This window comes from Thermotoga sp. KOL6 (assembly GCF_002866025.1).
Classification (GTDB): domain Bacteria; phylum Thermotogota; class Thermotogae; order Thermotogales; family Thermotogaceae; genus Thermotoga.
This window is the reverse complement of record NZ_LNDE01000002.1, coordinates 25,014-39,013: the sequence shown is the minus strand read 5'-3', so window position 1 is coordinate 39,013 and position 14,000 is coordinate 25,014. Positions and strand designations below refer to the sequence as shown.

Annotated in this window: 14 protein-coding genes; 5 read left to right on the top strand and 9 right to left on the bottom strand. The window is 41.5% G+C overall.

Annotated elements, in window-relative coordinates; all coding sequences use genetic code 11:
• Positions 1–5: 5 nt before the first annotated feature.
• The 5 genes from AS005_RS04335 to AS005_RS04315 all read right to left on the bottom strand — a co-directional run bounded on the left by AS005_RS04335 (position 6) and on the right by AS005_RS04315 (position 4,713).
• Positions 6–866 (bottom strand): AEC family transporter, encoded by an 861-nt coding sequence (locus AS005_RS04335; RefSeq protein ID WP_101510490.1) that lies wholly within the window; start codon positions 864–866, stop codon positions 6–8.
• Positions 867–924: 58 nt separating this feature from the next.
• Complete coding sequence (gene nuoF / locus AS005_RS04330) at positions 925–2,562, bottom strand: NADH-quinone oxidoreductase subunit NuoF (protein WP_101510489.1); 1,638 nt, start codon at positions 2,560–2,562, stop codon at positions 925–927.
• Positions 2,559–3,032, bottom strand: coding sequence for an NADH-quinone oxidoreductase subunit NuoE (gene nuoE, locus AS005_RS04325; RefSeq protein ID WP_101510488.1), 474 nt, complete (start codon positions 3,030–3,032; stop codon positions 2,559–2,561). The genes nuoF and nuoE overlap by 4 nt, the downstream gene beginning before the upstream one ends.
• A gap of 68 nt (positions 3,033–3,100) precedes the next feature.
• Entirely contained in the window at positions 3,101–3,775 is a 675-nt protein-coding gene (locus AS005_RS04320; RefSeq protein WP_101510487.1) for a DUF554 domain-containing protein, read from the bottom strand.
• Positions 3,757–4,713: a D-cysteine desulfhydrase family protein gene (locus tag AS005_RS04315; protein WP_101510486.1), complete on the bottom strand. Its 957-nt coding sequence runs from the start codon at positions 4,711–4,713 to the stop codon at positions 3,757–3,759. Before AS005_RS04315 ends, AS005_RS04320 begins: the two co-directional genes overlap by 19 nt.
• Positions 4,714–4,766: 53 nt before the next feature.
• Here AS005_RS04315 and AS005_RS04310 point away from each other — a divergent pair, with 53 nt between their 5' ends.
• Entirely contained in the window at positions 4,767–5,474 is a 708-nt protein-coding gene (locus AS005_RS04310; protein WP_101510485.1) for a biotin--[acetyl-CoA-carboxylase] ligase, read from the top strand.
• Here the strand turns inward: AS005_RS04310 and AS005_RS04305 are convergent.
• Positions 5,443–5,676: a S4 domain-containing protein gene (locus AS005_RS04305; protein WP_101510991.1), complete on the bottom strand. Its 234-nt coding sequence runs from the start codon at positions 5,674–5,676 to the stop codon at positions 5,443–5,445. The genes AS005_RS04310 and AS005_RS04305 overlap by 32 nt on opposite strands.
• Entirely contained in the window at positions 5,676–6,473 is a 798-nt protein-coding gene (ecfA2, locus tag AS005_RS04300; protein WP_101510484.1) for an energy-coupling factor ABC transporter ATP-binding protein EcfA2, read from the bottom strand. Before ecfA2 ends, AS005_RS04305 begins: the two co-directional genes overlap by 1 nt.
• 97 nt (positions 6,474–6,570) lie before the next feature.
• On the opposite strand from ecfA2, the gene fliF reads away from it, so the two are divergent.
• Genes fliF through fliI form a run of 4 tightly spaced genes read left to right on the top strand, consistent with a single transcriptional unit; the run spans position 6,571 to position 11,163 of the window.
• Complete coding sequence (fliF, locus tag AS005_RS04295; protein WP_101510483.1) at positions 6,571–8,175, top strand: flagellar basal-body MS-ring/collar protein FliF; 1,605 nt, start codon at positions 6,571–6,573, stop codon at positions 8,173–8,175.
• A gap of 4 nt (positions 8,176–8,179) precedes the next feature.
• The gene (gene fliG / locus AS005_RS04290; RefSeq protein ID WP_101510482.1) at positions 8,180–9,187 is read left to right on the top strand and encodes a flagellar motor switch protein FliG; all 1,008 of its coding nucleotides are present in this window, start codon (positions 8,180–8,182) and stop codon (positions 9,185–9,187) included.
• Between the two features lies 1 nt (position 9,188).
• Positions 9,189–9,887, top strand: coding sequence for a FliH/SctL family protein (locus tag AS005_RS04285; RefSeq protein WP_101510481.1), 699 nt, complete (start codon positions 9,189–9,191; stop codon positions 9,885–9,887).
• Positions 9,847–11,163: a flagellar protein export ATPase FliI gene (fliI, locus tag AS005_RS04280; protein ID WP_101510480.1), complete on the top strand. Its 1,317-nt coding sequence runs from the start codon at positions 9,847–9,849 to the stop codon at positions 11,161–11,163. The genes AS005_RS04285 and fliI overlap by 41 nt, the downstream gene beginning before the upstream one ends.
• On the opposite strand, the gene glyS is transcribed toward fliI, so the two are convergent.
• Positions 11,146–13,158 carry a glycine--tRNA ligase subunit beta gene (gene glyS / locus AS005_RS04275; RefSeq protein ID WP_101510479.1) on the bottom strand — a complete coding sequence of 671 codons (2,013 nt, stop codon included), beginning with the start codon at positions 13,156–13,158 and terminating at the stop codon, positions 11,146–11,148. The two genes, fliI and glyS, sit on opposite strands and share 18 nt — an antisense overlap.
• Positions 13,139–13,999 (bottom strand): glycine--tRNA ligase subunit alpha, encoded by an 861-nt coding sequence (locus tag AS005_RS04270; RefSeq protein WP_101510478.1) that lies wholly within the window; start codon positions 13,997–13,999, stop codon positions 13,139–13,141. The genes glyS and AS005_RS04270 overlap by 20 nt, the downstream gene beginning before the upstream one ends.
• Position 14,000: the final 1 nt, after the last annotated feature.

Sequence of the window (14,000 nt, the reverse complement as noted above, 5' to 3'; positions counted from 1 at the left end):
ACACGTCACCTCCAAAGATGATCTGTTGTCAAAATGATAGCAGTTGAGACAACCGTTGAAAAAGTGATGAGCCCACTCGCCAATTCAGCGTCGTAACCCTTTTCGATAGAGTAGACGAGTGTCATGATGGCAGAAGGAAGAAGCGGTGCTAAGAAGAGATTCATTTCTTCAAAAGAAGAAAGGGAAAACAGTTTCACAACAGTAATAGATATAAAAAAGGCTAGAACATATTTTGTAGCTTCCGCAATCGCAATCAAAGAAAATTTCTCGAAAACAGATTTAAAGTTCAAATAGTAACCAACCAAGAAAAAAACCAAAAAGGCATTGGCGTTTTTTACCATTTCAGCAAAGTTGAGCATCATCATTGGTAGAGTAACGTTCAGAAGGTTAAGCAACAAGCTTAATAACAAGACCACAAAAGGAGGAAATTTGAAAACTTTTAAAATTCCCTTGAAACCCGTTCTTTCTGCTATTGCTTTCCCCACTCCAAATATGAAAAAAGAATTCCCTAGATCAAAAAGAGCGTAATTGACAACAGATTCAGGCCCCCATAAACTTTCTGCGAGAGGGTACATAAAAAGACCCGTGTTGAAACCCACAAATGAAAGAAGGATGGGGATTCTTATCCTAGGATCTTTCAATTTGGAAAAGAGCAAAAAGCCAAAGGATATCAGTACAGCGTTACTCAGTAAGCCAGCTACAGTAAAGGCAAATTTAGAGAAATGAAAATGTGAGGTGGTTAAACTGTAAAAAATGGCCGCAGGTAAAGTGAAATTCACAACGAGCTTTGATAAAATCCTGCCGGTGTCTGCTTCAAAGAATCCTTTCGTCAAATATCCTATCATTATTACGATGGTAAATTCCACTAATTGCACCCCTGGTACTATTTTATCAAAGAGATGGGCGCCTTTTTGGCGCCCTCTCTTACCATTTTTTAACACCAAGTTTTCTTTTCACAGTTTTCTTCTTGAACTCACATACTCCCACCGGACATTTATCAGCACCGATATGTGCTTTGAATTCATCTTCGAAGTTGTTGACTATAGAAAGCAGCGGAACAGGTATACTCTGACCCAACCCGCAGAACGAAGTCTCTCCTGCATTCCGCGCTATTTCTCTCAGAAGATCCAAATCACCTTTTCTGCCCTCTCCTCTGCTTATTCTTTCCAATATTTGAACAGCCATTCGAGTACCCTCCCGACAAGGAGTACATTTTCCACACGATTCGTGTTCGAAAAACCTCATAACTGTCAGAGCAAGATCTACCGCACAATGAGTCTCATCTGCAACCAGTATCACTCCGGAACCGAGAGAAACGCCGTTCTTCATATACGAATCGAAATCTAAGGGTACATCAAGTTTGTCAGAGCCTATAAACGTCCCAGCACTGCCTCCTGTTTGTACTATTTTCAATTTCTTTCCGCCTTCTACTCCTCCACCAAATTTAAAAACCAAATCTCTTACGGTAACACCCATGGGAACTTCCACAATTCCCTTTCTTACAACGTTTCCGACGAGAGAAAACACTTTCGTTCCTGGAGAAGACTCGGTTCCAAACTGTCTGAACCAATCGGCCCCGTTCAATAGAATTCTTGGAACATTTACAAAAGTTTCAACGTTGTTCACAACGGTGGGTTTCCCAAACAGACCAAAAGTTGGTGGATAAGGTGGTTTGAGTCTTGGACGTGCAGGTTTACCTTCTATGGATTCTATGAGAGCTGTTTCCTCCCCTGCCACATAAGCACCTGCTCCAAGTCTGATTTTCAGGTCGAAATTGAAACCACTTCCGAGGATATTATTCCCCAAGAAACCGTATTCGTAAGCTTGATCTATTGCCTTTCTTAAAATCTCGATAGAACTGTAATACTCCCCTCTTATATAAATGTATCCCTTTGTAGCACCGACGGCGTAACCCGCTATGATCATACCTTCTATTAGAGAGTGAGGATCTCCTTCCATGATGAGTCTATCTTTGAAAGTACCCGGTTCTCCCTCATCGGCGTTGCACAACACGTATTTTTGATCGGCAGAAGCCTTGTAAGTGAATTCCCATTTCAAACCTGTTGGGAAGCCAGCACCACCTCTTCCTCTGAGCCCACTTCGTTTTATTTCTTCAATCACTTCCTCTGGTTTCATTTGAAGAGCTTTAGCCAACGCAAAGTATCCATCTCTAGCAATGTATTCTTCTATACGTGTAGGATCTATCTCTCCCACATTTTTCAGGACAATACGGGTTTCCTGGGCTACCTTTTCCACTTCCACAGATCTTTTTATTTTATACCCTGGAACCTCGAGTTCGAGTACTCTTCTTCCTTTTAACACATGCTCTTCAAACACTTTTTTCACATCAGCCTCACTTTTCACAACGTAAAAGACGCCATCTGGAAGGATGGAGATAATAACACCTTCAGGATAAGTCCCCATGCTTCCTGTTTCAAGAACATCGACAGTATCTGACAGATTGTACTCCTTCACAAGATCTCTGAGATAGTTGAGAAAATGACGGGCTCCCAGAAGTACACTGTTGGAATCTACTGACACCAACACAGTGATTGGCTTCATTTCACATCACCTCTCAATTTATCAACGAGCTCCTTCACCTTTTCTGGAGTCATGTTTCCGTAATACTCGTCATTTACCATAATGACAGGAGCTACACCACACAACCCCAAACAACTTGTCATCTCAAGTGTGAACATACCATCGGAGGTAGTCTGGCCAAAGTCTATTTTCAACGTCTCTTTAAGTGCTTTGACAACTTCTCTACCACCTTCTACGTGACAAGGTAAACTTTCACAAACTCTTATCACGTATCTACCTTTTGGTTTTGTTGAAAACATGGTGTAAAAGGTGAGAACCTCGTAGATCTTAGAAAGAGGAACATTGAGTTCTTCTGAAAGAATTTCAGCTGCTTCAGGCGGAATAAAATTTTTGAAACGTTTCTGTATCTCATGTAGAGTATTTATCAATATATCCCTCTCTTCCGCCGATTCACGAGCTTTTCGAACGATTTCAACGATTACGTCCCGCATGCGTCCTCCCCCTTTGTCAAAAATTTCACAATTATTCATAGAAAATTATACCACCTTTCTTACGAAATTCAGAAAAGGTTTTTTATCCAGTCAAAAAGTGGTATCAACACAAGAGAGGGCAACAAATTTCCAACCTTGATTTCTCTGAGTTTTAGAATCCTTATAGCAAGACCTAGAATCATTACCCCGCCGGTTCCAACGAAATCTGCGATAAACATCTCATCCATGAGAAAAGTGAGCTCTTTTGCAAAAAGAACGAGCAATCCTTGAACAAAAAAAACAGAAAGCGAGGAAAGAAATACACCCGTTCCGAGAGTCGCCGTGAGTACGGTCGCAGACACGGTATCGAGTGCAGTTTTTATGAGTATCAATTCTGCGTTTCCAGTGAGTCCTATATTCAAAGACCCCACGATGGTCATAGGTCCAACGAGGAACAAAAGAGAAGATGTAAGAAAACTCTCAGCGAATCCTTGTGAATCTCTGAACTTTCTGCCAACACTTTCTATCCTATCCTCTATTTTCAAAAATTCACCGAGTACTCCACCAACTACAAGAGAAAGCAATATCAGCAGGAAATCGTTCCCTTGAGTCACCATCCTGATACCTATTCCCAGTGTGGTAAGGCCAATCACCGTGAACAAGATCTCGTGAAATCTCTGAGGAATCTTTCTTTTGAAAACAAAACCTATGAATGCACCAAGCAGCACTCCCATCGCGTTCAAGATTACTGCGTAGTGAAACACTGTTCGAACCTCCTGCTTTGAGCAAATATGCCAAAGAGCCCACCAGTGTGTACGAACAAAACTCTCTTACCGGAAAATTTGAACATATCCAGCATACCTCTGAACGCCTTTGCGGTGTACACCGGATCAAGAAGTATCGCTTCCTTAGAGGCCATTTCTTTTATGATCTGTACATCCTCTTCAGCAGGAATAGCGTAACCTGGGCCTCTGTAAGAATCCAAAATCTCGAAAGAGGAACTCTTCGTTTTCAAATCCAAATCTTCCATGTCCGCGAGTATCTTGCTCACCTTTTCAGCGAAATAACTTGCGTTTTTCGTGGTTACATTCACTCCAATTACTGGAACATTGTATCCTAAAAAAGTGAGACCAGCTGAAATTCCAGCGATTGTTCCTCCGCTGCCAACCGCACAAACCACGGCATCTAGAGATTCTATGTCGATTTGCTTCTCAAGTTCCATTACCATCCCAAAATATCCAAGAGCACCAAGTGCGTTAGAACCCCCTTCAGGAATCACGTATACTTTCTCACCTTTCTTCTCTCTTTCTCTCTTGTGAATCAAAAATATACGTTCTATATCCTCGTATTCTTCTTCCGAAACTTCTACAAATTCTGCACCAAGAAGGAAATCCAAAAGAAGATTGCCGTTTAAATTCTTTTCACCTTTTCTGAGAAACAACACAGCTTTAAGACCAAGTTTCCGCGCAACGTAAGCTGTTGCCCTTGCATGGTTAGATTGGAGCCCACCACAAGTAAAAACTATGGTGGCGCCTTTTTTCATGGCATCTCCCATAAGATACTCCAGTTTTCTTATTTTGTTTCCAGATCCAACGAGCTCGGTGAGGTCGTCTCTTTTGACGTATATCTCAAATCCGTATTCTTTTGATGTCTTCTTTAAAAATTGAATAGGAGTGGGTTTGAAGGCGAGTTCCAGTTTCATAGTCTTCCCCCCTTGTTTTGTTTGTTAGAATTCTATCATGAGGTGGTGAAAAAATGATCGGAGAAAAGATTGTCTCCTTTGAAACAATAAATTCCACAAATCGCTTTTTAATGGAAAATCATACCAATTATCCAGACGGCACAGTCGTTGTTGCCTTGAAGCAAACGTCGGGCTACGGTAGGAACAAGAGAATTTGGTATTCTCCAAAAGGCGGATTGTGGTTTTCTGTTCTTTTCAAACCCAGAAAACAGATTGAGCCGTCCTTTTACACAAGACTTTTCTCAGTGAGTGTTGTGAGAACTTTAGAAAAATTTAAGATTCACGTGAACATAAAGTGGCCTAACGACATCTATCTATACGGGAGAAAGCTGGCAGGGGTTCTCTCGGAAGGTATTTTCGAAGGAAAAAAACCTGTGGCCATAGTGGTTGGTGTTGGTATCAACGTGAACAACGACATACCAGAAGAACTGAAAACACAAGCAATCAGCCTGAAAGAAATAATGAACAAAGAATTCTCTCTGATGAAGTTGTTAGAAATGATCCTTAAAAATGCCCGAATACTTCTCAGAAAGTATACCAAGAAAAAAGAAGCTTTAACACGCATCTGGAAGAGATACCTGATTCAGAAAGAGGGAGATATTCTGCACCTCCGAGAAGGGGGACAAGAAAAACTGGGGAGAATCGTGAAGATAACATCAGATTACCTTTTGATTGAGATAGATGGAGAAATCAAGAAAATCTATTCAATCTTTCCTCACTGAGGATCTCATATCCACCGTTCCCAACAACTCTCATCAGAATCTTTTTTGTGGGAAGGAAGACTTCTACCAAGTCTCCATCTTTTACTTCGTAGGACGCTTTTGCCGGTCTGCCGTTTACAAGAACCCTTTGACCTTTTAACAACTTCTGTGCCACTGTTCTTCGTTTCACAACGGAGATTTTCAAAAACACATCTAACCTCATCATTGACACACTCCTTTTATGAGTTCATCATCGCTCATCGAGAATGGATTTTTTCCTTCCAAAATCAGTCTTTTCATCACCTTCAGCTTGGCGGTGAAGTAAGATGAATCGAATTCCCTGATGAATTTCTCCTTCGTTCCATCAAAAATCTTCTTTCCTTCCTTTAGAAAAACCACACGATCCACATGGTCTATCACGGTCTCAATGTCGTGAGATATCAATACGACAGTTTTACCGGTATTTCTCCACCGTTCCAAGATCTTTAAAAGGTCTCTCTTCCCCTCTCGATCTAACCCAACCAAAGGTTCATCAAGGATCAAGACGTCTGGTTCGTGAACAATTACAGAAGCAATTGCTACCCTTCTTTTTTCCCCTCCAGATAGGAAAAAAGGTACTCTATATTTGTAGATCTCAAAATCCAAACCCACGAATTCCATAGCTTTTTTCACAAGACGAACTGGATCTTCTTCCGGATAAAAGTTCTTCACAGCAAAAGCAACTTCGTCGAAAACGCTTTCTGCAAAAAACTGATCCTCTGGATATTGAAACGCGATCCCAATCTGTTTTCTCACTTCGTATCCTTTCCTTCGTTCTCCATCGTAAAGCACTTGACCGGCAGTCGGTTCGATCAAACCTGCTATAATTTGAAGAAGAGTAGACTTCCCCGAGCCAGTATTTCCAGCAACGAGGACGCATTCACCTTCTTCAATAACGAGGTTGATTTCTTTGAGCGCCACCCTTTCCAGGGGGGTTCCTTGGTAGAAAATATGTGAAACTCCAACAACTTCGATCTTCATACTGAGAATTATAGCATTTTCATCCTAAACCATCCCTGTTTTCCAGGCACTTGTCAACGATCACTGTGGTAAAATTTAACAAGAGGTGAACAAGATTATGAATTTCCTTGAATCGATAAAGTCTCTATGGAAAAAAACATTGAATACCTGGAATTCCCTGTCTCGAGAGAGAAAATTCCTCGTCGGAGGAATAATGATTGCCATTATTGTCTCTATCGTTCTCTTCTTAATCGTAGCAACCACTCCTCACTATAGACTTCTTGTCGCCGGTCTGAGCGAAGAAGAAGCAGGAACGGTTATCCAAAAATTAGAAGAGATGAACGTTCCCTACAAAGTTACAGCGGGTGGAGATATCTATGTTCCCGACAAATACAACGTGTACGAACTAAGGATGAAACTCGCTTCCGAAGGGACGTTGGGAAGTTCTAGGAAAGGGTTTTCTATACTCAATGAAAATTCTTTCGGTGCCACAAGTTTCGACAAACAAGTGAAGTATCAGATCGCTCTTCAGGAAGAATTGGAACGGAGTATTATGACCATAAAAGGCGTTAAAAATGCGCGTGTTCACCTCGTTCTTCCAAAGTACACTTACTATGTCCGCGGTGAAATGGCCGAACCACGGGCTTCCGTTCTTGTTGTATTAGAAAGACCCGATGCGCTAACACGAGAACAAGTAAAAGGTATCGTCGAACTGGTTTCTGGAGCAGTGGAAGGTTTGAAACCGGAAAATGTAAGGGTCGTGGATAACTATTCTAGATCACTGAGTGACATGCTGAAAACCGATGAAGAAACTTTTCTCGCTTCAAATAAGCTCGAGTTAAAACAACAGGTCGAAAAATATTATGAATCCAAGATAAAGAAAGCTCTAGAAAACGTTTTCGGCCCTGGGAGAGTCGAGGTTATACCTGACGTTTCCCTAAATTGGACAAAAATAGAAACGGAAATGAAAAAATACGAAGCTCCTGCAAGAAGAGAAGGACTCGTCAGAAGCCAAGAAACGGAAACAGAGAAAAGTCAAAATGCACCACCTTCGTCAGGAGGAGAAGTGGGAACAGAATCCAACATTCCTCCTCTCAGCTACCCCTCTATCACCGGCGAAGGAACAAGTACTTACGAAAGAACACACACGATAACAAACTACGAGCTAAACGAGATATATCAAAAGATTCTTCAAAACCATGAAGGTGAAATTTCATCCCTCTCCATTGCTGTGATTATAGATGCTTCTTCAACAGTTTTGCAGAATGGCAACAATTGGAGTGACATTATAAACGATCTAGTTGAAAAAGGCGTAGGATCGATCACTTCTTCGGCTTCTTTGAGCGTTGCTGTCGCATTCTTACCCTTCGATCGAACAATAGAGAAAACGCTGGAGAGAGAGATTGAACTAATCCAAGCAAGAAAAAGGTTCACCATTTATTCGGTTGGAATCGCCCTGTTGGGATTCCTTCTTTTCCTTCTCATCTACATTTTAATCGTTCAGTTTAGAAGAATGAGAGCAAGGAAATTGGCTGAAGAGAGAAGAAGAAGATTGGAAGAAGAGATAAAGGAAGTCCTTCAGGAAGAGTTAAAAGAGGAAGAAGAAATCTCTCCCGAGGAGAAAGAAATCTTGGAGCTCATGGAGGAGTTGGAAAACATATTCAGCCGGTCTCCCTCCGACATTGCAGAGATAGTCCGTTTGTGGTTCTTTGAGAGGGGATGATACCTTGCCCGAGAAGAAACTCGATGGAAAGAGAAAGGCAGCGGTTCTCCTAGTTGCTCTTGGCCCGGAAAAGGCCGCCCAGGTGATGAAACATTTAGATGAAGAAACCGTTGAACAACTTGTAGTAGAGATTGCAAACATAGGGAAGGTCTCTCAAGAAGAAAAAAGACAGGTTCTGGAGGAATTTTTGAATCTCGTCAAAGCTAAAGAAATGATCTCCGAAGGTGGAATAGAGTATGCGAAAAGGGTTTTAGAGAAGGCATTTGGTCCAGAGAAGGCAAGAAAAATTATCGAAAGACTAACTTCCTCGCTCCAGGTTAAACCTTTCAGTTTCATAAGAGACACCGACCCTGTTCAACTTGTAAATTTCCTCCAGGGAGAACATCCCCAGACAATCGCAGTAGTTTTGAGCTATCTTGATCCGCCAGTTGCGGCTCAAATTCTCGGTGCTTTGCCTGAAGATCTTCAATCCGAGGTTCTGAAAAGAATCGCGCTCCTTGAAAGAACATCACCAGAAGTGGTAAAAGAAATAGAGAAAAGTTTGGAAAAGAGACTCTCTGGTTTTGTGAGTCAAACTTTCAGTAAAGTAGGAGGAATCGATACCGCCGCTGAAATCATGAACAACATCGACAGAAGTACCGAGAAAAAAATTATGGATAAACTGGCCCAGGAGAATCCAGAACTTGCAGATGAGATCAGAAGAAGAATGTTCGTGTTTGAAGACATTCTCAAACTTGACGATAGATCGATACAGATTGTTTTGAGGGAAGTGGATACGAGAGATTTGGCTCTCGCTCTAAAAGGCGCATCGGATGAACTGAAGGAGAAGATATTCAGGAACATGTCAAAAAGAGCTGCTGCCCTTTTGAAAGATGAACTCGAATACATGGGACCTGTCAGGTTAAAGGATGTTGAGGAAGCACAGCAAAAAATCATAAATATCATCAGAAGACTGGAAGAAGCAGGTGAGATAGTTATAGCAAGAGGTGGCGGAGAGGAGTTGATCATGTAACATGCTCTTCAGAAAAGACGATGTGTTCTATATAGATCTTCCCAAAAAAATTCAAAAAGAGGAAAAGCAAATCAAGGAAAAAAAAGAAGAAAATTTCCAGGAGATGGAAAAACTCAAGGAACAGGTTATTTCTCAGGCTAAGGAAGAAGCAAAAAGAATTATAGAAGAAGCAAAGAAAAAGGCCGATAGTATCTTAAGAAGTGCATCAAATGAAGCTGCACGAATGAGGAACGAGGCAGAAAAACTCTTGCAAAAAGTGAAGGAACAAAAACAGGAATTTCAAAACTACATCCTTACTCTTAAGAAACGAATAGAAGATCAACTTAGTCAAGAAATAGAGAAAGCTTTCCCCGAAATCTTAGGGGTGCTTAGAATTCTTTTCAGAAAGATTCTTGAAAAAGAAATGGATGAAGATACGGTTAAGAGAAAACTGAAGAGTGTTCTCTCGAGAGTGGCAGGCATAGAAGACGTGAAAATCAGGTTGAATCCGGAAGATGTAAAACGCTTAGATTCTGAAGAATTGAAAAGCGCTAAATTGATACCGGATCCTAACGTTGAAAAAGGCGGGGTTGTAGTTGAGACAGAGTTTGGCATCCTTGACAAAACTTTTTCTTACCAGTGGAAACTAGTAGAAGACATATTTGAAGAGGTGGTAGGGTTTGAAGAACGTATTGAGAGAGTTGAAAAGAAGACTAAGTGAAGAAGATTTCAGCCGTTTCAACGGGCGAGTTACTCGTGTTGTGGGACTCACTATCGAATCGCAAGGTCCCGATGCTTTCTTAGGTGAAATGTGCAAAATATCTCTCCACAATGGGAAAAATGCCCTTGCCGAAGTTGTGGGGTTCAAGGAAGGAAGCGTCGTATTGATGCCTTACGAGGATATATCTGGGTTGAAAATGGGGTGTGAGGTTATAAGAACGAACAAGGTATTAGAGATAGGTGTCAGTAAACATATGATTGGAAGGGTGTTCGATGGTCTTGGACGACCAATCGACGGAAAACCTTTCTTTCCGGAGGATCATTATCCTCTATCAAACAATCCACCTCACCCTCTGAAAAGAAAAAGGATAAAAGATCCCCTCCCGGTGGGTATTCGCGCCATTGATGGTTTCATCACGATTGGGAAAGGGCAAAGGATAGGAATATTCGCTGGAAGCGGTGTTGGGAAAAGCACTCTCCTTGGCATGATTGCTCGAAATACGACCGCGGATGTATGTGTGCTGGCTCTCATAGGAGAACGAGGAAGGGAAGTCAGAGAGTTTATCGAAAGAGATCTTGGAGAAGAAGGATTGAAAAGATCGATTCTCGTAGTTTCAACATCTGATCAACCAGCACTTTCCAGAGTGAAATCACTACTCACTGCCACCAGTATAGCAGAGTACTACAGAGACCTAGGATACGACGTCCTTTTAATGGTCGACTCACTCACCAGATGGGCTATGGCGCAAAGAGAAGTGGGGCTCGCAATAGGAGAGCCTCCAACCACACGTGGATACCCCCCGAGTGTATTCGCCGGTCTTCCAAAGATACTGGAAAGAGCGGGAAACTCCGATGTGGGTAGCATAACCGCTGTTTATACTGTTCTTGTTGAGGCGGACGATTTCAACGAGCCTATCTCCGATACGGTACGTTCGATAGTGGACGGCCACATCGTTCTTTCTAGACAATTAGCCGAATCAAATCATTATCCTGCAATCGATGTTCTCTCGAGTGTGAGTAGATTGATGAACGAAGTAGTTTCTGAAGAACATAAAGAGGCGGCAAACCGCCTCAGATCTATTATGGCTGCTTATGAATCTGCCAGGGACCTCATAGAAATCGGTGCATACAAAAGTGGAACGAATCCTCTTGTGGACAAAGCACTGGAAATGAGGGAAGACATAGAAGCTTTCTTGAAACAAGGTATCTTCGAAAAATCCTCCTTTGAAGAAACCGTTCAGAGACTCCTCGATCTTTATTTACGTTCTCTTGACTAGATGCGTCATATCTCCTATCATCATGAACAACTCATCGATGTTCTTTAAAAAGCCAAGCCTGGTCATTCTCAAATCGTCCCTCTTCACCATCACAAACACGTTATCAAAGTACTCATCGATGTAGGGTTTCAACTCTATTAAATATTGAAGAGCCTCTTTATAGTTCAATTTTTCCAAGGCCTTTAAAACTTTTTCTTTCACTTCGAAAAACTTGTTCATCAGTTTTCTTTCTTCCTCTTTTTCAAAGAGGGCACCATTGAAATCTGTGGAATCGTGGTTTTTCGTTATATTATGAACCCTTTCAAAACCGACAAACAGGTCTTGAAATTCGGGTCTTTCCGAAATTTCTTGAAGTGCCTCCGCTGCCAGAATGCCACGCAGTGGCTGTTTCCAAAGGTGATTCACAGCCCTAGCGACATCAAAAGACACTTCAACTTCGCCAACGAGAAATTGGTAGAATCTTCCTGCAAAGAAATCCACCAGCTCAGAAGATAAATGGTAACCAATCAAAGAAGACGCAAAAGATAGCAATTCTTCAAGTGAGAGATCCCATTCTCTTCTCCTCACAATTCTGAAAACAGTATCCACCTTGTTCTTCAAACCGTATGGATCTTTGGAACTTGTGGGGATATTTCCAACAGCAAAATTCCCGACTATCGTGTCGAGTCTATCTGCTATTCCTAAAATGGAACCAATCACAGTTTTTGGATCTTCTGAATAATGGTCTTCTATGGCAAACGCCACCTCTTCCTCATATCCCTCTCTCAAGGCATAGATTCTACCCATGGTACCTTGTAATTCTGGGAACTCGTATACTACTTTTGAAGCAACATCGGCCTTACATATGGAAGCAGCTCTTTGTACTTTCTCAGAGAACTCATTTGTAATGTTAAGCCTTTCACATATCTTACGGGAAATCTTAGCTATCCTTTCTACCTTATCGTACAGGGTGCCGAGTTTTTCTTGAAAAACGATATCCTTGAGCTTTTCATTCATCTTCTCAAGAGATGTCTCAAGATCTTTGGAGAAATAATAACGTGCATCTTCCAACCGTGCGTTTATCACACGCTCGTATCCTTTTACCACGTTTTCAGAAGGCTGTGGACCATCTTGGAATGCTATAAAAAAGTTGGTCAGACCGCCTCTGTGAGCAATGAAAGAACGCTGATGATGTTTAACCGCTGTGACTATGATCTCTTCTGGAAGTTCCAAATACTTATGATCAAATTGTCCCACAACTATTCTTGGATATTCCGTGATTGCAACGATCTCATCTATAAGATCTTCATCACGTTCGACCTTCATGCCCGTGTTCTTTTCGAAATCATCCAACTGATTCAAAATTATCTCCTTTCGCTCTATAGGTGAGGGTATAACGTACCCCTTTCTGAGGGTTTCATAATACTTTTCTGCACTCGGTATTTCCAAAGTGCCAGAGTGATACCTTTTCCCAAAAGATACACAGGAAGCTTTCAGTCCAAACAATTCCAATTCCAATACCGTATCGTCAATCATAGCTACAACCCAATGAACAGGCCTGACATATTCGTATTCCCCTGTACCCCATCTCATAGGTTTTTTGAAATTCAAGCTCAGAACGAGATCTTTGAAAACGTTTGGTAACACTTCCTCAACCACTTTTCCTTTTATCTCACGGAAAACGTACACATAACCGTCACGTTCTACGACATCGTCTAAAGTAGCGTTGTTCTTTTTCAAGAAACCTTCTAAAGCTTTGGTGGGCTTACCATTTTCATCGTAAGCAACCTTCAAAGGTGGTCCTTTTTTCTCCTCAGTGAAATTCTCTTGCCTTTCCGAAAGACCGAAAAGGAGCACACCGAAACGTCTACTTCCAACGAACGCCTCGATTGAATCACAAGAGACTCTGTTGGACTTCAATAAGTCTTTCGTCTTTACTTGAATCTGTTCCAAGATATTATCGAACTCACTCGCTGGAAGTTCCTCGAGTCCTATCTCAAGCAGAGCTGTTCTCATTCGTTTGCACCTCCAGGAAAACCTTGGCAACTCTTCGAGCCATCGCTTGAATACGTTTTACATAAGTTTGCCTCTGGGAAACACTTATCGCTCCCCTAGCATCCAAAAGATTGAAGGTGTGTGAACATTTCAACACATAATCGTAGGCGGGAAGGTAAAGTTTTTTTTCTATCAGTCGATAAAATTCTCCTTCGTACTCGTTAAACTGTTTGAACAAAAGATCAGTATTTGCTTCCTCAAAATTGAAAACAGAAAACTCCCGTTCGTTTTCCAAGAAAATGTCTCCATATTTTACTTCTTCGTTCCACTTCACTTCAAATACGTTATCAACGCCCTGCAAGTACATAGCAATCCTTTCGAGGCCGTAGGTGATCTCCAAAGGAATTTCTTTCAAAGGGATTCCACCTATTTGTTGGAAGTAAGTGAACTGAGTTATCTCCATCCCATCCAACCATACTTCCCAACCAACACCCCAAGCTCCCAAAGTAGGGGACTCCCAGTTATCCTCTACGAATCTTATGTCGTGTTCTTTCATGTTCACACCTAAGTATTCCAAAGATTCTAAGTACAACTCCTGGGAATTTTCTGGAGAAGGTTTTATTATCACTTGATACTGAAAATATCTCTGAAGCCTGTTGGGATTTTCTCCATATCTTCCATCTGTAGGTCTTCTACTTGGCTGAACGTAAGCAACTTTCCAAGGCCCTTTTTTTAAACTTCCAAAAAAGGTGGCAGGGTGGAACGTACCGGCTCCTACTTCCATATCATAAGGTTGTTCCAAAAGACAACCCTTCGAAGCCCAAAATTCGTTAAGCTTCATTATCACATCCTGAAGATACATT